22 protein-coding genes and 1 pseudogene are annotated in these 22,914 nt (G+C 65.8%); 8 read left to right on the forward strand and 15 right to left on the reverse strand.

Going from position 1 to position 22,914, the window contains the following annotated elements; genetic code table 11:
* Positions 1-112: 112 nt before the first annotated feature.
* On the forward strand, positions 113-712 hold the full coding sequence (locus tag BVC93_RS15465; protein WP_083738228.1) for a TetR/AcrR family transcriptional regulator: 600 nt from the start codon (positions 113-115) through the stop codon (positions 710-712).
* Positions 702-1,565 carry a formylglycine-generating enzyme family protein gene (locus tag BVC93_RS15470; RefSeq protein ID WP_083738229.1) on the forward strand — a complete coding sequence of 288 codons (864 nt, stop codon included), beginning with the start codon at positions 702-704 and terminating at the stop codon, positions 1,563-1,565. Before BVC93_RS15465 ends, BVC93_RS15470 begins: the two co-directional genes overlap by 11 nt.
* On the opposite strand, the gene BVC93_RS15475 is transcribed toward BVC93_RS15470, so the two are convergent.
* Together BVC93_RS15475 and BVC93_RS15480 are read right to left on the reverse strand one after the other, a co-directional pair.
* Positions 1,566-2,411, reverse strand: a complete 846-nt coding sequence (locus BVC93_RS15475; protein ID WP_083738230.1) for a MaoC/PaaZ C-terminal domain-containing protein — start codon at positions 2,409-2,411, stop codon at positions 1,566-1,568.
* Position 2,412: 1 nt separating this feature from the next.
* Entirely contained in the window at positions 2,413-3,777 is a 1,365-nt protein-coding gene (locus BVC93_RS15480; protein WP_083738231.1) for a 3-oxoacyl-ACP reductase, read from the reverse strand.
* A 114-nt stretch (positions 3,778-3,891) separates the two neighbouring features.
* Between BVC93_RS15480 and BVC93_RS15485 the strand changes: the two genes are divergently transcribed.
* Positions 3,892-5,199, forward strand: a complete 1,308-nt coding sequence (locus tag BVC93_RS15485; protein WP_083738232.1) for an acetyl-CoA C-acetyltransferase — start codon at positions 3,892-3,894, stop codon at positions 5,197-5,199.
* A 309-nt stretch (positions 5,200-5,508) separates the two neighbouring features.
* On the opposite strand, the gene BVC93_RS15490 is transcribed toward BVC93_RS15485, so the two are convergent.
* Positions 5,509-7,344 carry an acyl-CoA dehydrogenase gene (locus BVC93_RS15490; protein ID WP_083738233.1) on the reverse strand — a complete coding sequence of 612 codons (1,836 nt, stop codon included), beginning with the start codon at positions 7,342-7,344 and terminating at the stop codon, positions 5,509-5,511.
* A gap of 227 nt (positions 7,345-7,571) precedes the next feature.
* Here BVC93_RS15490 and BVC93_RS15495 point away from each other — a divergent pair, with 227 nt between their 5' ends.
* Positions 7,572-8,660: an NAD(P)H-dependent amine dehydrogenase family protein gene (locus BVC93_RS15495; RefSeq protein WP_083738234.1), complete on the forward strand. Its 1,089-nt coding sequence runs from the start codon at positions 7,572-7,574 to the stop codon at positions 8,658-8,660.
* Between the two features lie 64 nt (positions 8,661-8,724).
* Positions 8,725-9,213 (forward strand): flavin reductase family protein, encoded by a 489-nt coding sequence (locus BVC93_RS15500; protein ID WP_083738235.1) that lies wholly within the window; start codon positions 8,725-8,727, stop codon positions 9,211-9,213.
* Here BVC93_RS15500 and BVC93_RS33130 read toward each other — a convergent pair.
* From BVC93_RS33130 to BVC93_RS15520, 5 genes and pseudogenes are all read right to left on the reverse strand, one after another.
* Positions 9,210-9,368: a hypothetical protein gene (locus BVC93_RS33130; RefSeq protein ID WP_157516940.1), complete on the reverse strand. Its 159-nt coding sequence runs from the start codon at positions 9,366-9,368 to the stop codon at positions 9,210-9,212. The genes BVC93_RS15500 and BVC93_RS33130 overlap by 4 nt on opposite strands.
* Before the next feature lie 179 nt (positions 9,369-9,547).
* Positions 9,548-10,309 carry a succinate dehydrogenase/fumarate reductase iron-sulfur subunit gene (locus BVC93_RS15505; protein ID WP_083738236.1) on the reverse strand — a complete coding sequence of 254 codons (762 nt, stop codon included), beginning with the start codon at positions 10,307-10,309 and terminating at the stop codon, positions 9,548-9,550.
* A gap of 3 nt (positions 10,310-10,312) precedes the next feature.
* Positions 10,313-12,216: pseudogene (locus tag BVC93_RS15510) on the reverse strand (fumarate reductase/succinate dehydrogenase flavoprotein subunit).
* 28 nt (positions 12,217-12,244) lie between these two features.
* A complete protein-coding gene (locus BVC93_RS15515; RefSeq protein WP_083738237.1) occupies positions 12,245-13,066 on the reverse strand; it encodes a hypothetical protein in 822 nt (273 codons plus the stop codon).
* 46 nt (positions 13,067-13,112) lie between these two features.
* A complete protein-coding gene (locus BVC93_RS15520; protein WP_083738238.1) occupies positions 13,113-13,412 on the reverse strand; it encodes a hypothetical protein in 300 nt (99 codons plus the stop codon).
* Positions 13,413-13,578: 166 nt separating this feature from the next.
* Here BVC93_RS15520 and BVC93_RS15525 point away from each other — a divergent pair, with 166 nt between their 5' ends.
* Positions 13,579-14,337, forward strand: a complete 759-nt coding sequence (locus BVC93_RS15525) for an isocitrate lyase/PEP mutase family protein (protein WP_083741085.1) — start codon at positions 13,579-13,581, stop codon at positions 14,335-14,337.
* Positions 14,338-14,391: 54 nt separating this feature from the next.
* Here the strand turns inward: BVC93_RS15525 and BVC93_RS15530 are convergent, their stop codons facing one another.
* Positions 14,392-14,844 (reverse strand): Hsp20/alpha crystallin family protein, encoded by a 453-nt coding sequence (locus tag BVC93_RS15530; protein ID WP_083738239.1) that lies wholly within the window; start codon positions 14,842-14,844, stop codon positions 14,392-14,394.
* A 202-nt stretch (positions 14,845-15,046) separates the two neighbouring features.
* Here BVC93_RS15530 and nirB point away from each other — a divergent pair, with 202 nt between their 5' ends.
* On the forward strand, positions 15,047-17,581 hold the full coding sequence (gene nirB / locus BVC93_RS15535) for a nitrite reductase large subunit NirB (protein ID WP_083738240.1): 2,535 nt from the start codon (positions 15,047-15,049) through the stop codon (positions 17,579-17,581).
* Positions 17,578-17,937: a nitrite reductase small subunit NirD gene (gene nirD / locus BVC93_RS15540; RefSeq protein ID WP_083738241.1), complete on the forward strand. Its 360-nt coding sequence runs from the start codon at positions 17,578-17,580 to the stop codon at positions 17,935-17,937. Before nirB ends, nirD begins: the two co-directional genes overlap by 4 nt.
* An 18-nt stretch (positions 17,938-17,955) precedes the next feature.
* On the opposite strand, the gene BVC93_RS15545 is transcribed toward nirD, so the two are convergent.
* From BVC93_RS15545 to BVC93_RS15570, 6 genes are all read right to left on the reverse strand, one after another.
* Positions 17,956-18,663, reverse strand: a complete 708-nt coding sequence (locus BVC93_RS15545) for a sirohydrochlorin chelatase (protein ID WP_083738242.1) — start codon at positions 18,661-18,663, stop codon at positions 17,956-17,958.
* Positions 18,660-19,793, reverse strand: coding sequence for a uroporphyrinogen-III synthase (locus BVC93_RS15550; protein ID WP_083738243.1), 1,134 nt, complete (start codon positions 19,791-19,793; stop codon positions 18,660-18,662). The genes BVC93_RS15545 and BVC93_RS15550 overlap by 4 nt, the downstream gene beginning before the upstream one ends.
* 198 nt (positions 19,794-19,991) lie before the next feature.
* Entirely contained in the window at positions 19,992-20,537 is a 546-nt protein-coding gene (locus tag BVC93_RS15555; RefSeq protein WP_083738244.1) for a GNAT family N-acetyltransferase, read from the reverse strand.
* A gap of 28 nt (positions 20,538-20,565) precedes the next feature.
* On the reverse strand, positions 20,566-21,492 hold the full coding sequence (locus BVC93_RS15560) for a 5-oxoprolinase/urea amidolyase family protein (protein WP_083738245.1): 927 nt from the start codon (positions 21,490-21,492) through the stop codon (positions 20,566-20,568).
* A complete protein-coding gene (locus BVC93_RS15565) occupies positions 21,489-22,133 on the reverse strand; it encodes a 5-oxoprolinase subunit B family protein (protein WP_083738246.1) in 645 nt (214 codons plus the stop codon). Before BVC93_RS15565 ends, BVC93_RS15560 begins: the two co-directional genes overlap by 4 nt.
* Positions 22,134-22,213: 80 nt before the next feature.
* Entirely contained in the window at positions 22,214-22,897 is a 684-nt protein-coding gene (locus BVC93_RS15570; protein ID WP_083741086.1) for a queuosine precursor transporter, read from the reverse strand.
* Positions 22,898-22,914 lie beyond the last annotated feature (17 nt).

Below are 22,914 nucleotides of genomic sequence, written 5' to 3' on the forward strand. Positions count from 1 at the left end.
CCTCGGCGACCGGACTGAGCTCTTTGTAGTCCGGCCCGCCTTCCCCGGCTCTTTACCTTGCTTCGCTGGGGGAGTCCGGCTGCCGCCTCGGCGACCGGACTAGCCTGATCCCATGGCTGGTGGGACGAAGCGGCTGCCGCGGGCGGTCCGTGAGCAACAGATGCTTGACGCGGCCGTGCAGGTGTTCTCCGTCAACGGCTATCACGAGACGTCCATGGACGCCATCGCTGCCAAGGCGGAGATCTCCAAGCCGATGCTGTATCTCTACTACGGCTCCAAAGAGGAACTCTTCGGGGCCTGCCTGACGCGGGAGTTGAGCCGTTTCGTGGAGGCGGTGCGTGCCGACGTCGACTTCACGCTGCCTCCGAAAGACATGCTGCGCAACACCATTCTGTCGTTCCTGCGCTACATCGACGCCAACCGGGCCTCGTGGATCGTGCTGTACACCCAGGCCACCAGTTCCACGGCGTTCGCCCACACCGTGCGTGAGGGCCGTGAGCGGATCATCGACCTGGTGGCGCGGCTGCTCAGTGCGGGCACTCGAAACCCGGAGCCGGACACCGACTTCCAGATGATGGCCATCGCTCTGGTGGGTGCGGGCGAGGCGGTGGCGGCGCGGGTGAGCACCGGTGACGTGGACGTCGATGACGCTTCGGAATTGATGATCAACCTGTTCTGGCGCGGCCTCAAGGGCAAGCCGAATGCTCAGTGAGCTGGTCGCGCTGCCTGGGGGCACTTACCAGATGGGCGCGACGCGGTTCTATCCCGAAGAGGGGCCCGTGCACGCTGTGACGGTGGCCGCCTTCAGCATCGAGCGGCATCCCGTCACCAACGCCCAGTTCGCCGACTTCGTTGACGACACCGGTTATGTCACGGTTGCCGAGCGGCCGCTTGACCCGGCGCTGTACCCCGGTGTGGCACAAGCTGATCTGCTTCCAGGTGCGCTGGTGTTCCACCAGACATCGGGCCCGGTGAACCTGCGCGACTGGCGACAGTGGTGGACGTGGGTACCCGGCGCATGCTGGAAACACCCGTTTGGTCCGGAGTCCACCGTTGCCGACCGGCAGGATCATCCGGTGGTACAGGTGGCCTACTCGGACGCGGCGGCGTACGCGGCCTGGGCGGGCCGGCGACTGCCCAGCGAAGCGGAGTGGGAGTACGCGGCCCGAGCCGGGGCGAGCACCACTTACGCGTGGGGTGACGAGGCGGCACCCGGGGGACGGTTGATGGCCAATACCTGGCAGGGCCGGTTCCCCTACGCCAACGACGGAGCCCTCGGATTTCGCGGCACCTCCCCGGTGGGAACGTTTCCGCCGAACGGTTTCGGGTTGGTCGACATGATCGGCAACGTATGGGAGTGGACCACCACCCGGTTCGACTCCCGGCACCGAGGCGGCGGCTGCTGTCCGGCGCCGCCCGATGCCGATCCGTCGGTGAACCAGGCACTCAAGGGCGGTTCACACCTGTGCGCTCCGGAGTACTGCCACCGCTACCGGCCCGCGGCGCGGTCACCGCAATCGCAGGACAGCGCCACCACCCACATCGGATTCCGCTGCGTGGCCTGACTACAGCCCGCGCACCGTTGCGGTCAGGTGTGGATAGCCCTTCTTCAGGTTCAGCAGTGAGATGTCCCAGCCACTGTCCACCCGGTCGATGTACACACCTGCGGTGGCAGGCAGGATCACCGGCTTGCCGAACTTGACGTGATAGCTCACCGCGTCCGGCAGCTGGCCCTCGATGTTCGCCAGCACGGCTGCCGCGCTGAACATTCCGTGTGCGATCACCGTCGGGAATCCGAACAGTTTGGCGGCGATGGGGCTGATGTGGATGGGGTTGTGGTCCCCGCCCGCTGATGCGTAGCGGCGGATCTGTCCCGGCGTGATCTTCAGCAGACCCTGCGGCGAAGGCAGCTTCTGCTGCTTGCGTGGCGGTGCCTTGGGTTCGTCGGACAGGCTGGTGCGCTGTTGGTGCAAGAACGTGGTGATCTGGTGCCAGGCCAGTTCGTTGCCGACGCTGACTTCGGTGACGACGTCCACCAACAGGCCCTTGCGGTGCTCGCGCAGGTTCTCCGCGTGTGTCCTGACACCAACGGTGTCGGTGACAGCGATCGGCCGGTACTGGGTGATCGTGTTCTCCACATGCACCGAACCCATTGCGGCGAAGGGGAAATCGAAAGCCGTCAGCAGCGACATCACGGACGGGAAGGTGAGCGCAAACGGGTAGGTCAGCGGCACGGTGTCGCCGTATCGCAGGCCTGTCACGGCGGCGTACCTGGCCACATGGGCTCGGTCGATTGTCAGTTCATCAAGGCTCAGGGTGCGCTCCGGCAGGCTGTCGCCGCGACGCACGAACGGCAGTGCGCCCGCCGCCGCTCGAGCCATGTTCAGCAGTCCGTTCGGCTGCTCTGACATCTCACGCTCCCAACATGGCCTGGCCGCACACCCGGATGGTGTTGCCGGTCACGGCATTGGATGCGGGGCTGGCGAAGTAGGCAATGGCCTCGGCCACGTCGACAGGTTTGCCGCCCTGAAACAGTGAGTTCAGCCTGCGACCGACCTCGCGGGTGGCCAGCGGGATGGCGTCGGTCATCTTGGTCTCGATGAAGCCGGGAGCGACGGCGTTGATGGTGATGCCCTTGTCGGCGAACGACGGCGCCAGCGCCTGGGTCATGCCGATCATTCCGGCCTTGGTGGCGGCGTAGTTGGTCTGGCCGCGGTTGCCCGCGATGCCGGCCATCGAGGACAGGCCGACGATGCGCCCGCCTTCGCCGATGCTGCCGTTGCCCACCAGCCCCTCGGCAAGTCGTTGCGGGGCAAGGAGATTCACCGCGATCACCGAGTCCCACTTGGCGTCGTCCATGTTTGCCAGCAGCTTGTCGCGGGTGATGCCCGCGTTGTTGACCAGAATGTGAGCCCGGCCGCCCGAAAAATCCTCGTAGTGCTCGGTCAGGTGTTCGGTGATGCGCTGCACGGCATCCTCGGCGGTGACGTCCAGCGCCAGTGCGGTGCCGTCCACCTTGGCGGCGGTCTCGGCGAGGGCATCGGCGGCGTTCTCGACGTCCACGGCAACCACCTTCGCGCCGTCACGGGCGAACACCTCGGCGATGGTGGCGCCGATACCGCGGGCGGCGCCGGTCACGATGGCGACCTTGCCGGCCAGAGGCTTGTCCCAGTCGGCCGGCGGCGTGGAGTCCGCGCTGCCGACGTAGAAGACCTGCCCGTCGACATAGGCCGACTTCGCCGACAGCAGGAATCGCAGTGTGGATTCCAGACCGGTGACCCCGGGCTTGGCATCGGGGGACAGATACACCAGGCCGATGGTGGCGCCGCGCTGCAGTTCCTTGCCCAGCGAGCGGGTGAAGCCTTCGAGCGCGCGCTGGGCGATCCGTTCGTCGACGGAGGTGATGGAGTCAGGGGTGGTGCCGACCACGACGATGCGCCCGGATCGGCCCACATTGCGCAGCAGGGGTGTGAAGAACTGGTGTAGCGCCTTGAGTCCGACCGGGGTGGTGATGCCGGTGGCGTCGAACAGCAGCCCCCCGAACTGGTCGGCCCAGCGACCTCCCAGGTTGTCGCCCACGAGGTCGTAATCCTGCGCCAGCGCCGTACGCATGGGCTCGGCAATGCGTCCTTCGCCGCCGATCAGCAGCGGGCCGGCCAGTGCGGGTTCGCCGGGTTTGTACCGGCGTAGCGTCTCCGGCTGCGGCACGCCGAGTTGTTTGGCGAGGATGGAGCCGGGTGCCGAGTTGACGATTTGTGAGAACAGATCGGAAGCCACAGGCCTGCCTCTCGTGTCTTGTCCAGGTGATGTCCACAACGAACTTACTCCAGAGTAATATAGCTCGGTAGTATGAGGGTAAACACCACACGTGACGTCTAGACGGAGGTTCCCGTGACCAGTTCGAACAGCCAGACCCGCCGCAGGGTGGCCGTCCTCGGTGGCAACCGGATCCCGTTCGCGCGGTCCGACGGCGCATATGCCGAGGCATCCAACCAGGACATGTTCACCGCAACCCTGGACGGGCTGGTGGACCGTTTCGGTCTCGCCGGTGAACGTCTGGGTGCGGTTGTCGGCGGTGCGGTGCTCAAGCACTCGCGCGACTTCAACCTGATGCGCGAATGTGTGTTGGGTTCCAAGCTGTCGCCCTACACGCCGGCCTACGACCTTCAGCAGGCCTGTGGCACCGGTCTGCAGGCCGCGATCGCCGTCGCCAACGCCATCGCGCTGGGGCAGTACGAGTCGGGAGCTGCGGGTGGGGTGGACACCACCTCCGATGCGCCCATCGCCTTCGGCGACAACCTGCGTCAGGTGCTGCTGGGGCTGCGCCGGGCGAAGTCGAACGTCGACCGCCTCAAATTGGTTGGCAAGCTGCCCGCGGCGCTGGGGGTGGAGATCCCCACCAACGGCGAACCTCGCACCGGGATGTCCATGGGCGAGCACGCCGCCGTCACCGCCAAGCAGATGGGCATCAAGCGCGTAGACCAGGATGCGCTGGCCGCTGCCAGCCACCAGAACATGGCTGCCGCTTACGACCGCGGGTTCTTCGACGACCTGGTGACGCCGTTCCTCGGCCTTTACCGCGACAACAACCTGCGGGCCGACTCCACCGCGGAAAAGCTGGCCAAGCTGCGCCCGGTGTTCGGCGTGCGTAATGGCGACGCGACCATGACCGCAGGCAACTCCACCCCGCTGACCGACGGTGCGTCGGTGGCCCTGTTGTCCAGTGAAGAGTGGGCCGCCGAGCATGGGCACGAGCCGTTGGCGTACTTCGTCGACGCCGAAACTGCCGCCGTGGACTACGTGAGCGGCGCCGACGGCCTGCTGATGGCGCCCACGTATGCGGTACCGCGGTTGCTGGCGCGCAACGGCCTCACCCTGCAGGATTTCGACTTCTACGAGATCCACGAAGCCTTCGCCTCGGTGGTGCTGGCCACGCTGGCGGCCTGGGAGTCCGACGAGTACTGCAAGGAGCGCCTGGGGCTGGATCAGGCGCTGGGCTCCATCGACCGCAGCAAGCTGAACGTCAACGGCTCGTCGTTGGCGGCCGGGCACCCGTTCGCCGCGACCGGCGGTCGGATCGTCGCTCAGTTGGCCAAGCAGTTGGCCGAGCGCAAGAAAGCGACGGGCCAGCCGGTGCGCGGCCTCATCTCCATCTGCGCCGCCGGCGGGCAGGGCGTTACTGCGATCCTCGAAGCCTGATGTCAGGAGCATTCGGGAATTTGCTGAAAAAAGTTGAAAAAACCTTCGGGAGTTTGTAACGCACCGCTTCGGGTAAGCGATGTACCGGATAGCTCCGTGTTGCCGTCTGACCCCCCGACCCGACGGCAACACGGGGCATCCTCTTTCCTCACCACATTCGGTTTTGTGGTTGGAAGGTGCCGCCGCTGGAGCCGAGGGGATTCCGGCGGCGGTTTCCGCCGGCCTGGTCAGCCACCGCTCTAGCGGAACAAACGTCCCCCGAAACACAAAAACCCCCGCCGAGGCGGGGGTTTTCGCGTACCAGCCGAATCAGAACGCGGCTTCGTCGAGCTCCATGATGTCGTTGTCGATGTTCTCGATCACGGCCCGGGTGCTGGTCAGCAGCGGCAGGAAGTTCTTCGCGAAGAACGACGCCACCGCGACCTTGCCGTCGTAGAAGGACTTGTCCGCGCCCGTGGCCCCGGCGTCGAGAGCCGCAATGGCCACGGCGGCCTGGCGGGCCAGCAGCCAGCCGATCATCAGGTCGCCGACGGCCATCAGGAAGCGCACCGAACCGGTGCCCACCTTGTAGATGCTGGCGGCGTCTTCCTGAGCTGCCATCAGGTACCCGGTGAGTGAGGCGGCCATGCCCTGGACGTCGGTCAAGGCGGTGGCCAGCAGTTCACGCTCGGTCTTGAGCCGGCCGTTGCCCGACTCGTTCTTGATGAACTGTTCGATCTGGCCTGCGACGTGAGCCAGTGCCACACCCTTGTCGCGGACGATCTTGCGGAAGAAGAAGTCCTGCGCCTGGATGGCCGTGGTGCCCTCGTACAGCGAGTCGATCTTGGCGTCGCGGATGTACTGCTCGATTGGGTAGTCCTGCAGGAAGCCGGACCCGCCGAAGGTCTGCAGGGACTCGGTGAGCTTGGCGTAAGCCTGCTCGGAGCCCACGCCTTTGACGATGGGCAGCATCAGGTCGTTGACCTTGGCGGCGAGCTCGGGCTCGATACCGTGCAGGGCCTTGGCCACTTCGGCGTTCTGGTGGGTGGCGGTGAACAGGTACAGCGCCCGCAGACCCTCGGCGTATGCCTTCTGCGTCATCAGCGAACGTCGCACATCGGGGTGGTGTGTGATGGTGACGCGCGGCGCGGTCTTGTCGGTCATCTGGGTCAGGTCGGCACCCTGGACGCGATCCTTGGCGTAGGCCAGAGCGTTCAGGTAGCCGGTGGACAGCGTGGCAATAGCCTTGGTGCCCACCATCATTCGGGCCTGCTCGATGACGTCGAACATCTGCGCAATGCCGTCGTGCACCTCGCCGACCAGCCAGCCCTTGGCCGGCACCCCGTGCTGACCGAACGTCAGCTCGCAGGTGGTGGAGACCTTGAGACCCATCTTGTGTTCGACGTTGGTGACGAAGACGCCGTTGCGCTCACCGGGCTCGCCGGTCTCGTGGTCGAAGTGGAACTTCGGCACGAAGAACAGCGACAGGCCCTTGGTGCCGGGGCCCGCGCCCTCGGGGCGGGCCAGCACCAGATGCATGATGTTCTCGAACAGGTCGTCGGAGTCCGCCGAGGTGATGAAACGCTTCACGCCGTCGATGTGCCAGGAGCCGTCTTCCTGCTTGACGGCCTTGGTGCGGCCGGCGCCCACGTCGGAGCCGGCATCGGGCTCGGTGAGCACCATGGTGGCGCCCCAGCCGCGCTCGGCGCCGAGCACTGCCCACTTCTTCTGCTCGTCGGTGCCGTTGTTGTAGAAGATCTCGCACATGCCCGAGCCCATGGCGTACATGTAGGCCGCCGGGTTGGCGCCGAGGACATGCTCGATCAGGGCCCACTGCAAGGCATTCGGCATGGGCATGCCGCCGAGTTCCTCGGCCAGGCCGACCTTGTCCCAGCCGCCCTCGAGCAGCGTGCGCATCGACTTCTTGAATGCGTCGGGCAGCTTGACGGTGTGGGTCTCCGGGTCGAACACCGGGGGATTGCGGTCGCCGTCGACGAAGGACTCGGCGATGGGGCCTTCGGCCAGACGCGCCATCTCGTGCAGCATCTCGCGCGCGGTGTCGACGTCCAGATCGGCGTAGGGGCCGTCACCAAGGGTCTTGTCGACCCCGAGTACCTCGAAGAGGTTGAATTCCTGGTCGCGAACATTGGACTTGTAGTGGCTCACGTGCTTCCTCCTCGATGAGAATCCACTCAGGCTGGGCAAGCTTTCCGGTTGGGTACTGGGCGTAAGTTACCCACCAGTAACTCCTCCAACTATACCCACCGGTAACCCAAACGCAAGTCTGTGTGAGCTAGTTCAGTCCACTAATCAACCCACTGGTTGGCCTGGCGCGCTGTTGACGACCGTCAAAAGAGAGATTTCGCAGGCCAGAGTGGGTTACCGTGAGCCGCATGCAGCTACGTGTCGCAGTGTGGGGAACCGGCAATATGGGCTCCACGGCCATCCGTTCGCTACTCGCGTTCCCCGGATTGGCACTGTCCGGAGTGATCACGTCGTCGCACGACAAAGTGGGTACCGACGCGGCGACGTTCGCCGGTCTGGACGACGTCACCGGCATCCTCGCCACGACCGATGCAGGCCCGGTTCTGGCGGAGTGTGACGCGGTGGCCTACATGGCCTCCGGGGACATCCGCCCCGACGACGCGGCCGCCGACATCGAGCGGTGCCTGCGCGCGGGTGTGCATGTCGTCACCCCGGCGCTGTACTCGCTCTACGACCCCACCTCGGCGCCCGCCGAACTGCGGGACCGGCTCAGCCAGGCGGCCGAGGCCGGTGGTGTGTCGCTGTTCGTCAGCGGCGTCGACCCGGGCTGGGGCAATGACGCGCTGGCGGTCATCGCGGCCGGGCTGTGCACCCGAATCGACACCATCCACTGTCAGGAGATCTTCGACTACTCCACCTATGACCAGCCGTACTCGGTGCGCGAGTTGTGTGGTTTCGGTAAGTCGCTGAACGACACGCCGATGATGCTGCTGCCGTCCATCCCGACCATGGTCTGGGGCGGCAACGTCCGCCTGATCGGGCGTGGGTTGGGCCTCGACATCGACGAGATCACCGAAGAGTTGGAACGACGGCCGCTGGAGACCGCCGTCGACAACGTGATGGGGCACTTCGAAGCAGGAACGCAGGGAGCGTTTTGGTTGAAGGTGATAGGCAAGGCGGCCGGCCGGCCGCGCATCGTCATCGACCACATCACTCGCATCGACGCGTCCTGTGCGCCGGACTGGCCCCAGCCCGACCAGGGCGCCGGTGATCACCGGGTGGTCGTGCACGGCGACCCCGACTTGACGATCACGGTCCGTGCCGATGTCCCCGGCGGTACCAGGGCTGACGGTGGCAACACCACCGCTGCCAACCGCCTGCTGGGGGCGCTGCCGTGGCTGGCGCAGCAGAAACCCGCCATCTATGACGGTCTGGACGTACCCATGCGGTCGGACAACCCGCCGGCGGTGGAAACCGGCCGGTGGTCGCCTCGGTGAGGGTTCCGATCACGGGGATTTTTGCTGATGCCACTGGCACCGGGATCGCGTAGGTTCAGAAGCGATGAGTGCACGCAGCGACCTGTCTCCAACCAACCTGCGGGAGGCCTTCGGCCACTTCCCGTCAGGGGTCATCGCCATCGCCGCCGAGGTGGACGGCACCCGGATAGGGCTGGCGGCCAGCACGTTCGTGCCGGTGTCGCTGGACCCGCCGCTGGTGTCGTTCTGCGTCCAGAACAACTCGACCACCTGGCCCAAGCTCAAGGACCTGCCACTGCTGGGCATCAGTGTGCTCGGCGAGGCGCATGACGCCGCCGCGCGCACGCTGGCTGCCAAGACCGGAGACCGGTTCGCCGGCTTGACCACGGTGTCGACCGACGGGGGTGCAGTCTTCATCGACGGCACCAGCGTGTGGCTGGAGAGCGCCATCGAGCAACTGGTGCCCGCCGGTGACCACACCATCGTGGTGCTGCGGGTCAGCTCACTGACCGTCCACGAAGAAGTGGCACCGATCGTGTTTCACCGCAGCACGTTCCGTCGGCTCGGCAGCTAGGGCCGCGCTGCGAGCTGCTCGCGGTAGCCCTGGACCCGTTGCTCCAATTCCTTGGCGTCTGCCTCGCGGCCTTCTTTGCGCGCGAGGTCTGCACGAGCACCGAGCTCACGGATGGCTGTGCGAATGTTGTTGACGCTGGTGGTTTCTCGCATCATTGTGGCTGCCTCTCATCGTTGACTGGCCGCTACTGCGAGGGTACCCGCGATCGCTGACAAAACCAGGGCACCGACCTATCGCCGGCTTCAGGGTCTGCTTCCGCTCTTCACCTTCGCAAGCTCAGGTTCATCGCCGGCTTCAGGGTCTGCTTCCGCTCTTCACCTTCGCAAGCTCAGGTTCATCGCCGGAAGAGTTTGTTCCCCAGCCACACGATCGGGTCGTATTTGCGGTCGGCCACCCGTTCCTTCATCGGGATCAGCGCGTTGTCGGTGATCTTGATGTGCTCGGGGCAAACCTCGGTGCAGCACTTGGTGATGTTGCAGTAGCCGAGCCCGAAATCGTCTTGCGCCATGTCTTTGCGGTCCACGGTGTCCAACGGATGCATGTCCAACTCGGCGATGCGCATGTGGAAACGCGGACCTGCGAAATTCTCCTTGTTCTCCTCGTGATCACGCACCACGTGACACACGTTCTGGCACAGGAAGCACTCGATGCACTTGCGGAACTCCTGCGAGCGGTTCACATCCTCCTGCTGCATCCGATACTCTCCGGGCTGCAGGTCCTTGGGCGGCGTGAACGACGGGATCTGGCGCGCCTTTTCGTAATTGAACGACACGTCGGTCACCAGGTCGCGCATCACCGGAAACGTGCGCATCGGCGTGATGGTCACCGTCTCGGCGGGGTCGAACGTCGACATTCGGGTCATGCACATCAGGCGGGGGCGGCCGTTGATCTCTGCCGAGCACGACCCGCACTTACCGGCCTTGCAGTTCCACCGCACGGCGAGGTCGCCGGCTTGGGTGGCTTGCAGCCGGTGGATGATGTCGAGCACCACCTCGCCGTCATTCACCTCAACGGTGTAGTCCCGCAGCTCGCCGCCGCCTGCGTCGCCACGCCACACCCGCAGGTTCACTTCGTTCTTCTCGGATATGTCAGCCATGACTCAGGCCTTCCGGTCAGGGTGTTCGGCCAATTGATCGTCGGTGTAGTACTTCTCGAGTTCGGACAGCTCGAACGTGGCCAACAGATCGGGCCGCATCACCGGCTGCTGCTCGGGTATCACTTCCACGTCCGGAACCACGCCGCCACCGGCGGTTCGGCATACCAGCAGCTTGTTGCGCCAGTGGCTGTCCATCTTGGGGTGATCGTCGCGGGTGTGGCCGCCTCGGCTCTCGGTGCGCAGCAGCGCCGCCTTGGCCACACACTCACTGACCAACAGCATGTTGCGCATGTCGATGGCCAGGTGCCAGCCCGGGTTGAACACCCGACCACCCTCCACCGTGACGTTCTCGTAGCGCTTCTTGAGCTCGTCGATCTTGACCAGAACCTCTTCGAGTTCGGCTTCCTTGCGGATGATGCCGGCCAGGTCGTTCATCGACTGCTGCAACTCGGAGTGCAGGGTGTACGGATTCTCTGGATTGGGCTTGGGTTTGAAGGGATCCAAGGCCAACGTGGTGGCCGCCTCGATGGCCTCAGTGCTGACCTTGGGTCGAACATTCAGTGCCCGAACATAATCCGCTGCGCCCAGCCCGGCTCGGCGGCCGAACACCAGCAGGTCGCTGAGCGAGTTGCCGCCAAGGCGGTTCGAACCGTGCATGCCGCCCGAGCACTCACCGGCGGCGAACAGGCCCGGCGTCGCGGCTCCACCACTGTCCGGGTCGACCTCGATGCCGCCCATCACGTAGTGGCAGGTGGGGCCGACTTCCATCTCGTCTTTGGTGATGTCGACCTCGGCCAGTTCGATGAACTGGTGGTACATCGACGGCAGCCTTCGTTTGATCTCCTCGGGGGGCATGCGGGACGCGATGTCGAGATAGACGCCGCCGTGCGGAGTTCCGCGGCCGGCCTTGACCTCTTCGTTGATGGCGCGGGCCACCTCGTCGCGGGGCAGCAGGTCAGGGGTGCGGCGGGCGGAGTCGTTGTCCTTGAGCCACTGGTCGGCTTCTTCCTCGGTTTCGGCGTACTGCCCTTGAACACATCGGGGATGTAGTCGAACATGAACCGCTTGCCCTCGGAGTTCTTCAGCACGCCACCGTCACCGCGCACACCCTCGGTGACCAGGATGCCCTTCACTGACAGCGGCCAGACCATACCGGTGGGGTGGAACTGGATGAACTCCATGTTGATCAGCCCGGAGCCGGCCCGCAGCGCCAGGGCGTGACCGTCGCCGGTGTACTCCCACGAGTTCGACGACACCTTGAAGCTCTTGCCGATGCCGCCGGTGGCCAGCACGATGGCCGGCGCCTCGAACAGGACGAACTTCCCGGTCTCCCGGTAGTAGCCGAACGCCCCCGCGATCCTCCCGTTGTCGAGGATCAGGTCGGTGATCGACGTCTCGTGGAACACCCGGATCCGGGCGTCGTAGTCGCCGAGCTCGCGCTTGTCCTCCTGCTGCAGGCTGACGATCTTCTGTTGCAGGGTGCGGATGATCTCCAGCCCGGTGCGGTCACCGACGTGCGCCAGCCGCGGATAGGTGTGCCCGCCGAAGTTGCGCTGGCTGATCTTGCCGTCTTTGGTGCGGTCGAACAGCGCGCCGTAGGTCTCCAGTTCCCATACCCGGTCCGGGGCCTCCTGGGCGTGCAGCTCGGCCATCCGCCAGTTGTTGAGGAACTTGCCGCCGCGCATGGTGTCACCGAAGTGCACTTGCCAGCTGTCCTTGGTGTTGACGTTGCGCATCGCCGCGGCGCAGCCACCCTCGGCCATCACGGTGTGGGCCTTGCCGAACAACGACTTGGTCACCACGGCCACCCGCAGGCCTCGTTCCCTGGCCTCGATAACCGCTCGCAAACCCGCCCCGCCGGCGCCGATCACGACCACGTCGTAAACGTGTCGTTCCAGGTCACTCATCGAAGATCCTCACTCCTCTATTGAGTTGTCAGCCAACGAATCTCAGGTCGGAGAACCAGCCGGCGGCCAGTGCCATGACGTAGAAGTCGGTGAACATCAGGGTGCCCAGCGTCACCCAGGCATAGAGCTTGTGCCTGGTGTTCAACTTGCTGATCTGGGTCCAGAGCCAGTACCGCACAGGGTGTTTGGAGAAGTGCTTGAGCCGGCCGCCTGCGACGTGCCGACAAGAATGACAACTGATGGTGTAGGTCCACAGCAGTATCACGTTGACCAGGAGGATGACGTTGCCGAGCCCGAATCCGAATCCGCCGTCGGGCTTGTGGAAGGCGATGACGGCGTCATAGGTGTTGATCACGGAGATGATCGCCGCGATGTAGAAGAAGTACCGGTGGGTGTTCTGGATGATCAGCGGCAGTCGCGTCTCGCCGGTGTACTTCGCGTGGGGTTCGGCCACCGCGCAGGCCGTGGGGGCCTGCCACACCGAACGGTAGTAGGCGCCTCGGTAGTAGTAGCAGGTCAACCGGAACAGCAGCAGAAACGGCAGGGACAGCGCCGCGTAGGGCAGTATCGGCCAGTCGGGGAGGAACTGCCCGAAATGGCTTGCTTCCGGAACACATCCGACGCTGATGCAGGGGGAGTAGAACGGTGTCAGGTAGCCGTACTCCGGCACGTAATACCAGGTCTGCATGAAGGCCCGCACCGTCGCGTAGATGATGAAGGCGGCGAAGCCGAGGTCGGTGACGATCGGCGATTTGAGCCAGTTGTCGGTGCGCAGTGTGCGCTGTGAGATCTGAGCGCGCCCGGGTGAGAAGACTCCGGTGGCACGGCGGTCTGACGTGGGCGCGCTCATCTCATGGCTCCTGCATCTGTGAAGGGACGCGCGATGAGCTGAGCACTCATCGTGTTCGGTTGTGGCCGCCCACGCCTTCGTCGTCGACGTCGCGCCAGAAGTCGCTGTCGTACTGGGTGTCCGGGATGCCGATCTTCTCGGCCGAATGCTGGACCACGCAGCGGGTCAGATCGAGGTCATGAGCGTCGAGATCGAGCATCTCGACGTCGTTGAGGATGCGCTCGGCGTCCAAGACGATGCGCCTCATTGCCGGGCTGTCGCCATACCTCGATCGCAGCGAGGTGACACATCGCCGGAGTCCGCTGATCAGTTCGTGCAGTTCGGTGAGTTCGGTGGTGGTGGACAAGTGACCTCCTTGGGCTGAAGGGTGTCGTGAATCACATTACGACACCCAATGCTAGCCACTTCACAAACAGAACGTGACCCGCGTCACGTATCGGAATGCCATCGATGCGGCTGCGATTGGCTAGGAGCGACACCTATGACACCCGAGGAGGGTTCCCTTGAGCGACATCTCCACTGCGGCTCTGGCGGCGAAGGCCGACGCGCTGCTTGCATTGCATCAGCCTGGAAATCCCGTGGTGTTGCCGACCGTGTGGGACGCGTGGTCGGCGGCGCTGGCGGTGGACGCCGGATTCGTGGCACTCACCGTGGGCAGCCACCCGGTGGCCGATTCGATCGGTAAGCCCGACAACGAGGGCATGGCGTTCGAGGACCTGCTGACGCGGGTCGCGCAGATCACCGCCAAGGTCGATGTGCCGATCTCGGTGGACATCGAGTCGGGTTACGGGCTGCCCGCCGAAGAGTTGGTGTCGGGCCTGCTGCGGGTGGGTGCGGTGGGGCTCAACATCGAGGACACAGTGCACGGTGAAGGCGGGCGGTTGCGCTCGTCGAGCGAGCATGCCGCTCTGGTGGGTGGCCTGCGCGCTGCTGCCGACGGCGCCGGCGTGCACGTGGTGGTCAACGCCCGTACCGATTACATCCTCAACCAGCACGGTGACGAGGCCGACCGCGTGGACACCGCGATTGCGCGGATGAAGGACGCCGCCGAGGCCGGCGCCGACAGTCTGTACCCGGTGGGTCGCCACACCGATGAGGTGCAGCGTCGTCTCACCTCCGAGCTGCCGCTGCCGGTGAACGCCATTGCACTGCCGGATCAGGACGATCCGGCGTCGTTCGGGTCGCTGGGGGTGGGTCGGATCAGCTTCGGTCCGTTCTTCCAGATGGCGTTGGCCGCCCGGGCCAAGGAAATTCTCGGGCGCTGGAGCTGAGAGCAGTCAGGGTCGCAGATCGGTGCTGATCTGCGACCCTGACGGTTTGTCTCGCTACTTGCTTTCGATGGCGATGCGCCGGGCGCCCGGAACCTCGGGCTTGCGGTGCGCGCCGGCCACCCGGATGTTCAGCACCCCGGCGTCATAGGACGCGGTGACGTCCTCACCGGTGATGTGCTCCGGGAGGGCGAAGGAGCGGCGGAAGCTGCCGTAGCGAACCTCGCGCACCGTGCGCTCGGCACTCTGCTCGGCGCGCTCGTCGCGACGCTCCCCGTGAATGACGAGACGGCCGTTCTCCAGCTCCACGGTGACGTCCTTGTCGGCGTCGACGCCGGGGATCTCGAGGCGGACCACGGCGTCATCGCCGTCCTTGACCACCTCGGCCGCCGGGCTGAACCCGCCGGGTGCCGGCGCGAACCACTCCTGGCTGGTTGCCGGGCCGAAGAACTCGCGCACCCACCGGTCAGCGTTCCATGCGGGACGGGACCAGAGCGTTACCTGACTCATGACGCACTCCTCATCTATGTTCCGGCCGGCGCGTTCCGGCCTCTCGATGAGTGAAACGTGAGCGTACCACGCTCAAGTTCCAGCTGGGCGTTCGCCGTCAGCGAACCGTCTCACACGGGCGCCTCGGCCAAAGTGAGCACAGTGTGATTGCCGGTTCACACACAGCGACATCGCGGCAATATGGCCTTTCTAGCCTGACGCCATGCAGTCCAAGCGGGAACTCGTGGTTGTGGGCCACGGCATGGTGGCACACCGTCTGGTGGAGGCGGTGCGCGCACGCGACGAGTCGGGGCAGTGGCGAATCACCGTGCTGTCGGAGGAAGCCGACGCGGCCTATGACAGGGTGGGGCTGACGGCCTACACCGAGCACTGGGACCGTGCCCGGCTGGCACTGCCGGGTAGCAGCTACGACGGCGACGCCGCCGTGCAGCTGCGCCTCGGTGCCACCGTCGTCGAGATCGACCGGCAGGACAAAGTAGCCGTGACCGCTGAGGGAGAGCGGTTCGGCTACGACGCCCTGGTGCTGGCGACGGGCTCCTATGCATGGGTGCCCCCGGTTCCCGGCCACGATCTGCCCGGGTGTCACGTCTACCGCACGCTCGACGACCTGGATGCCATCAGGTCCGACGTGCAGGCTGCGCTGCAGGCCGGGCACACCAGCGCCGGTGTGGTGATCGGCGGCGGGCTGCTCGGTCTGGAGGCGGCGAATGCGTTGCGCAGCTTCGGTATCGATGCCCACGTGGTGGAGCGCGCACCCCGCCTGATGGCCCAACAGCTCGACCCGGCGGGCGGGGCTCTGCTCAGTCGGATGATCTCCGGCCTGGGCATCTCGGTGCACGTCGACGTCGGCACCGACTCCATCGAGCGCACCGATCACGAGACGCTGGCTGTTTCCCTGTCTGACGGCACCCTGATCGATGCCGGACTGGTGATCTTCGCCGCCGGAGTGCGACCGCGTGACGAGCTGGCCCGAGCAGCAGATCTGGAAGTCGCCGATCGCGGTGGCGTCATCACCGACTTGTCCTGCACTACAAGGGATCCCAACATATTTGCGGTCGGCGAGGTGGCGGCCATCGAAGGCCGGTGTTATGGCCTGGTGGCCCCGGGTTATGCCGGTGCCGAGGTGGTGGCCGACCGGCTGCTCGGCGGCGGAGCCGAGTTCCCCGGGGCCGACATGTCGACCAAGCTCAAGCTCCTCGGCGTCGACGTGGCCAGCTTCGGCGATGCCATGGGTGCCACTCCGAACTGCCTGGAGGTGGTGGTCAACGACGCGGTGAATCACACCTACGCCAAACTGGTGCTCTCCGACGACGCCACGACACTGCTCGGCGGTGTTCTTGTCGGCGATGCGTCCGCCTATGGTGTGCTGCGACCCATGGTCGGGGGGCAGCTGCCAGGTGATCCGATGTCCCTCATAGCACCTCAGTCCGCCAGTGGCACACCAGCTCTCGGTGTGGGAGCCCTGCCTGACAGCGCGCAGGTATGCTCATGCAACAACGTCACCAAGCATGATCTGAAGTGCGCGATCGCCGACGGCTGCGCCGATGTGCCCGCGCTGAAGAAGTGCACCGCCGCGGGCACGTCGTGCGGATCGTGTGTGCCGCTGCTCAAGCAGCTCCTCGAGGCCGAAGGCGTCATCCAGTCCAAGGCATTGTGTGAGCACTTCCCGCACTCGCGCGCCGAGATGTACGAGATCATCACCGCGACCGAGGTGCGTACCTTCTCCGGGCTGCTGGAACGCCACGGCCGTGGAAGCGGTTGTGACATCTGCAAACCCGTGGTCGCGTCCATTCTGGCATCCACCAGCTCCGATCACATCCTCTCCGGCGAGCAGGCTTCGCTGCAAGATTCCAATGACCACTTCCTGGCCAACATCCAACGAAACGGCAGTTACTCGGTGGTGCCACGGGTGCCCGGCGGTGACATCACACCTGAGCATCTGATCCTGATAGGCCAGATCGCCAAGGATTTCGGGCTGTACACCAAGATCACCGGTGGTCAGCGCATCGACATGTTCGGCGCGCGGGTCGATCAACTGCCGCAGATCTGGGCTCGCCTCGTCGAGGGGGGAATGGAGTCCGGACATGCCTACGGCAAGTCGCTGCGCACGGTGAAGAGCTGTGTCGGCAGCGACTGGTGCCGCTACGGGCAACAGGATTCGGTGCAGATGGCCATCGATCTGGAGCTGCGCTATCGCGGCCTGCGGGCCCCGCACAAGATCAAGATGGGCGTGTCGGGCTGCGCTCGTGAGTGCGCAGAGGCGCGCGGCAAGGACGTCGGCGTGATCGCCACCGAGAACGGCTGGAATCTCTACGTCGGCGGCAACGGTGGGATGACACCGCGCCACGCCGAGCTGCTGGCCGGTGACCTGGATGCCGAAACCCTGGTCCGCTATATCGACCGGTTCCTGATGTTCTACATCCGCACCGCTGACCGATTGCAGCGCACCGCGCCCTGGGTCGAGTCGTTGGACGGTGGCCTGGAGCATCTCAAAGACGTTGTGTGCAATGACTCCCTGGGCTTGGCCGCCGAATTCGAGGCCGCGATGGCGCGGCACGTCGAGGGTTATGCCTGTGAGTGGAAAGGCGTGTTGGAGGACCCCGACAAGCTGTCCCGGTTTGTCTCGTTCGTCAACGCCCCAGGTGCCCCTGACCCCACGGTGACGTTCGAAAAGCGTTCCGGTCGAATGGTTCCGGTTGGTATGCCGGCCATGCCCGCCAAGGAGAAGAGCTCATGACACTACTCGGTGACATCAAGAACGACGTTCAGATCTGGACCGCGGCCTGCGCCTACGATTTTCTGATCCCCGGCCGCGGGGTGGGCGTGCTGCTCGACGACGGCTCGCAGGCCGCGCTGTTCCGGCTCGATGACGGCAGTGTGGTCGCGGTGGGCAACATCGATCCGTTTTCGGGGGCGGCGGTGTTGTCCCGCGGTATCGTCGGAGACCGCGGCGGACGCGCCTGTGTGCAGTCGCCGATCAAGAAGCAGGCCTTCGCCTTCGAAGACGGCACCTGTCTCGACGACCCGTCGGTGTCGGTGCCGGTTTATGCGGCGCGGGTCGACGACGACGGCACCGTGCACGTCGGTCGCTGACGTGTGATGTGTGGAGTCTCAGCGGTGGTGGGCGCCGCTGAGGCTCCACACATCACCGGAAACCTGGGCCCGCCGAAAGCGATTGGCGATCAAGCGCACCGTGCCCAGATGCAGGCCCAATGGCTCGCTGACCACATCGGCACCGGAGTCTCGCAGCCGATCCTGGAACAGGCCGTCGGCCAACAGGTAGGAGGCCACCACCACCCGCCGCGCACCACGCTCACGCAATGTGGCCACCGCATCCGCCACGCGGGGTTCCCCGGTGGCCGCGTAAGCCAGTTCCACCCGGCTACCGAGGGCGGCCGACAGCAGTGTCGCCGTCACTCGAAGGTCGTGCTGGGCATGCGGATCGGATGTGCCCGCAGCGGCCATGATCACCGAATCTCCATGGCGCCAGCCTGATTCGACCAGGCGATCGGTCACCACTCGCACCATCTGGGGGCACGGCCCCAGCGCCTTTGTCACCCTCACGTCGGAATGACCGCTGGCCTCGACATGCTCAGGAATGTCGCGGCGGACGTGATAGCCCGCAGACAGGAACGCCGGAACCAGGATTGCCGGGCCGTCGACGGTGCGCAGCACCTCGGCGGGCGTGGGGCCCAGTACGTCGACAAAGGCCACCCGAACTCGCTGCCCCAGCTGGGAGGAGACCCGGTCGGCCAGTTCGCCGATCATGTCCACGCCCGCCGCTTTCCGGGTGCCGTGTGCCACCAGTATCGGGTTCACAGCTGGTCAACCGCCAGCCGGTAACCGCGTTTGACGACGGTGGCGACGATGTTCTTGTCGCCCAGTGCCGTTCGCAGCCGCAGCACGGCCGTTTCGACGGCGTGGGTGTCGGTGCCCGCTCCCGGCAGTGCGGCCAGCAGGTCGTGGCGGGAGACTACGGTGCCCGGCCGCAGTGCCAGTGCCCGCATGGTGACCATCGCGGCGGGTGACAGTGACTTCACCACGCCGTCCACCAGCACGCAGGTCCCGCGGATCTCCACCAGGTGACCGGCGGCGGTCAGCACCCGCGACTGCAGCACGGGCAGCTCGTCGGTGATGTGACGGGCCAAGGCGCCCAACCGCATTCGCTCCGGGGCTGATGTCGGCACGCCCAGCCGCACCAGCGGGCGAGCCGTCACCGGACCGACACACATCGCGTGCACGTTGGTACGCAGGGCCATGATCACGGCGTCCTCGATGCCCATCTCCCTGGCCCTCATCAACGTCGCGGCCACCGCAGGAGCCGAGGTGAAGCTCACGGCGTCGAACTGTTGCTCGGCGATGCCCGTCACCAACTGGTCGAACGCGCCTCCGGTGGGCGCCGGCGTCCAGCGGTACACCCGGATGGGCACCACATGAGCGCCGGCGTTACGCAGCTCGTCGAGGAACTCGGGGAACGGATCCCACTCGTCGGTGGCTCCGTGCAGCTGCACCGCGATGCGCTGGCCGCCGACGCCCTTCTCCAGCAGGTAGCGCAGTACCTCGCGGGAGGACTCGGATTCCGGCGACCACTCCTCGGGCAGTGATGCCGCGCGCAGCGCGCCGGTGGCCTTCGGGCCCCGGGACACCACGCGAGCCTGCGACAGTGCGGCGATCAACTCGGCCGCCAGGCCCCAGCCGTCGGCGGCGGCCACCCACCCGCGGAAACCGATTCCGGTGGTGGCCACCACGATGTCCGGCGGCGTCTCGATGAGTTCCTCGGTGTACTGGTGCAGTTCGACATCGTCGGGCAGCGGCACCATCGCGATGGCGGCGGCACTGGTCACTGTGGCACCCCGGCGCCGCAGCAATGCGCTCAGCTCCTCGGAACGGCGGGCCGATGTCACGGCAACGCGATATCCGGTGAGCGGGGCCCAGTCCACCTCACTCATTTGACCTGTGTATTCAGTGATTGTTTCCACGAGATTATCCGCGTATTGCGCACGCGTGTCGCATCAGATGGCGGGTCTGTTCCTGGGGGCTGTCAGGATTCATCTACTCACCGTAGGGGTGTTGTATTTCCCGAAGTCGCCCGCCGGTGACCCGGTCGTGAAATTGCCCTCACCCGGCGGCGGAACCGCCTGTGAGGTCTACCAGACGTCCCCGTCCCGCCAGTCACACGTCAGCTCAGCGGAGGTGTCGACGTCGACCGACACCGGAAACACGAACACCGCGCCGTCATCGTCGGGGGTGCGGGTCAGGCCGTCGGGAGCCAGCACGGAGGTGGCGCCGCGCCACGGCAACCAACCACGCTGTTCGTACACGGGTCGGCCCAGTTCGGAGGCGGACAGTGCACCGATCTGATGTGCCCCGCGGATCACCTGCTCGGCGGCGTCCATCAGGGCGGTCGCCAAACCCTGGCCCCTGTGGTCCTCGCGCACCGCAAGCGCTTCGACGTACCCACAGCGCAGAGCCTTGTTCTGATAGAGAAGGTGGCGCTGTACCACCGCAGCATGGGCCAACAGGGCGCCGCGATGGCAGATCAGTGCATGCATGCCGCCCAGTGCGTGTTCCCAGTCGGCCTCGCTGAACTCGCCGGCAAACGCCTCGAGGACCATCGTTCGCGCGTTCTCGTGGGTCTCGGCACCGAGATCCGAGGTATGGACCAGGCGGGCGGTGAGGACCTGGGTGTGCACACCCGCAGGTCTACCAGGAATCTGGTTTCTAAGCAGCCGTTCGTGGTCGTGACCAGTGCAGCCGCACCGGCTGCCCGGGGCGGATCTGTGCCACCTTGTCGATGTCGGCGTCGATGATCACCCCGGCGACGGGATAGCCGCCGGTAACCGGGTGGTCGGGGCCCAGGATGACGGGCTGGCCGTTGGGCGGCACCTGGATGGCGCCGCGGGTGGCTCCTTCCGACGGCAGCTGTCGGTCCGGCCAGCGGTGCTGCATCGGGGTGCCGGACAGGCGCATGCCCACCCGGTCACTGCGCTCGGACGCCACCCACACTGTGTGCACCAGGGCATCGGGGTCGGCGAACCAGTCGTCGCGGGGGCCGGGAGCCACCCGCAGATCGAGCATCCGGCCTTCGATGGGTGCGACGGGAGCCTGATCGAGTTCGGGGTAGTCGTCGCTGTGTCTGCCCACCGGCAGGGTGGCGCCGGCTTGCAGAGGCAACGGTCCGATCGCCGACATCACGTCGTAGCTGCGCGACCCCAGGACAGGATCGACGGCGATACCACCGCGGACGGCGAGATAGCTGCGCATTCCGGTGGCGGGAACTCCCAGTTCGATCAGCTGACCGTCGCGGACATGCTGAATGCTGTTGGTGCCGAAAGGAACTCCATTGACCGACGGGTCGGTGTCGGCGCCGGTGACGGCGATGTCGAGGTCGCCGCCGGACACCCGGGCGGCGAACCCGCCGAAGGTGATCTCGACGGTGGCCCAGTCATCGGGGTTGGCCACAAGTCGGTTGGCCAGCCGATGGGCACGCCGGTCCGCCGCACCGGAGCGCCCCACGCCCATGTGCGACAGCCCGGCGCGGCCCAGGTCCTGGATCAACGCCAGCGGCCCGGTGCGGAGTACCTCCAACGTCGGTGCGCGTCCGGTGTTCGTCCCTCGTGCACTCGCTTCTCGCTGGAAAGTGCTCATGAGACGGCCTTGAACTGCACCCACATGCCCGGCGTCAGTAGGGCGGGGTTCGGGCGGTCGATGTCCCACAGCACCGCGTCGGTATGCCCGATCAATTGCCACCCGCCGGGAGATTCCCGCGGGTAGACGCCACTGAACGGGCCGGCCAGGCCCACTGCGCCCGCGGGCACCTTGGTGCGCGGCTCGGACCGCCGTGGTACTTCGAGCCGGGGATCGCCACCGATGAGGTAGGCGAAACCCGGTGCGAAGCCGCCGAATCCGACGCGCCACAAGGTGCCGGTGTGTGCGGCGACGACGGCCGCGGTGTCGAGGCCGGTGAGGCGGGCCACCTCCTCGAGGTCGGCACCGTCGTAAGTGACGTCGATGATGACGTCGGCCTGTGCGTCGGCAGCCGTCGTCGCCGCGGCCTCCTCGATGGACAGGGCGGCCAGCCGTTGCCGGGTGGGCGCCTGGAAGGCCGGTCTGTCCAGCTTGATCAACACGGTGCGGGCCGCGGGCACGATGTCCAGGACACCGGGCAGAGCTGCCTTGGTCAGGACGTCGGTCCAGGCCAGCACCTCGTCGGTGTCTGCACATTCGAGCAGCAGCGCCTGGTCGCCGTAGTCACGAACGGCCATTCGGGTATCCACGATCGCGCTCATGCCACGAAGTTACTCGCGGGTAAGGACGGCTGCTAGGCACTTCAGAGACTCGCCAGAGATGCCTTAACCACCGCTCAGGCTCACCGCAGAGGTTGATAGCTGGGCTCACGATCTTTGACGAACGCGATCACCCGGTAGGTGACGGGCAGCAGCGCGGCCTCGACGGCGCACTTGTAGATCCAGCCCAGCGCGGCGTACACGGCGAACGACGACATGTCACCGAATCCGATGATCGGCGCGGCCACGGCGCAGAAGACCAGAGTGTCGGCGAACTGGCCGACGACGGTAGAGCCCAGCAGGCGCGCCCACAGGTGAGACTCCTTGGTGCGCTGCTTGATTCGTACCACGAGATAGGCGTTGACCAACTGGCCGACCAGGAATCCGGCGAGCCCGGCGACCGCGAGACCAGTGATGGATCCCACCATGGTCTCCAGGACCGCCTGGTTCTCGTATCCCTCGGCGGCGGGCAGTCGGACGGTGCTCCAGAGCGCGGCGACCAGTAGCGCCTGCATGAGGAAGCCGACGATGATCGCGCGTCGCGCGGCTTTGAGTCCGTAGACCTCGGATAGCACGTCGCCGATGACGTAGGTGAGGGGGAACACCAGGAATCCGCCGTCGGTCAGCAACGGGCCGAAGGCCACCCCTTTGGTGGCGGTGATGTTGGAGATCAGGACGAGGGCGGTGAACACCGCCACGAGGATGGGGTAGTACGAAGCGCCCACCGTTGCGTACCCGGTGGGCTGCCCAGAGTGTTCGATGCTCATCTGTTTGTTGCTGTTCA

The organism is Mycobacterium sp. MS1601 (assembly GCF_001984215.1).
Taxonomy (GTDB): Bacteria; Actinomycetota; Actinomycetes; order Mycobacteriales; family Mycobacteriaceae; genus Mycobacterium.

Coding starts and splice junctions, on each gene's coding strand:
- BVC93_RS15465 (WP_083738228.1), top strand. CDS start 113: ATGGCTGGTGGGACGAAGCGGCTGCCGCGGGCGGTCCGTGAGCAACAG.
- BVC93_RS15470 (WP_083738229.1), top strand. CDS start 702: ATGCTCAGTGAGCTGGTCGCGCTGCCTGGGGGCACTTACCAGATGGGC.
- BVC93_RS15475 (WP_083738230.1), bottom strand. CDS start 2,411: ATGTCAGAGCAGCCGAACGGACTGCTGAACATGGCTCGAGCGGCGGCG.
- BVC93_RS15495 (WP_083738234.1), top strand. CDS start 7,572: ATGCAGCTACGTGTCGCAGTGTGGGGAACCGGCAATATGGGCTCCACG.
- BVC93_RS15500 (WP_083738235.1), top strand. CDS start 8,725: ATGAGTGCACGCAGCGACCTGTCTCCAACCAACCTGCGGGAGGCCTTC.
- BVC93_RS33130 (WP_157516940.1), bottom strand. CDS start 9,368: ATGATGCGAGAAACCACCAGCGTCAACAACATTCGCACAGCCATCCGT.
- BVC93_RS15505 (WP_083738236.1), bottom strand. CDS start 10,309: ATGGCTGACATATCCGAGAAGAACGAAGTGAACCTGCGGGTGTGGCGT.
- BVC93_RS15515 (WP_083738237.1), bottom strand. CDS start 13,066: ATGAGCGCGCCCACGTCAGACCGCCGTGCCACCGGAGTCTTCTCACCC.
- BVC93_RS15530 (WP_083738239.1), bottom strand. CDS start 14,844: ATGAGTCAGGTAACGCTCTGGTCCCGTCCCGCATGGAACGCTGACCGG.
- nirB (WP_083738240.1), top strand. CDS start 15,047: ATGCAGTCCAAGCGGGAACTCGTGGTTGTGGGCCACGGCATGGTGGCA.
- nirD (WP_083738241.1), top strand. CDS start 17,578: ATGACACTACTCGGTGACATCAAGAACGACGTTCAGATCTGGACCGCG.
- BVC93_RS15550 (WP_083738243.1), bottom strand. CDS start 19,793: ATGAGTGAGGTGGACTGGGCCCCGCTCACCGGATATCGCGTTGCCGTG.
- BVC93_RS15560 (WP_083738245.1), bottom strand. CDS start 21,492: ATGAGCACTTTCCAGCGAGAAGCGAGTGCACGAGGGACGAACACCGGA.
- BVC93_RS15565 (WP_083738246.1), bottom strand. CDS start 22,133: ATGAGCGCGATCGTGGATACCCGAATGGCCGTTCGTGACTACGGCGAC.
- BVC93_RS15570 (WP_083741086.1), bottom strand. CDS start 22,897: ATGAGCATCGAACACTCTGGGCAGCCCACCGGGTACGCAACGGTGGGC.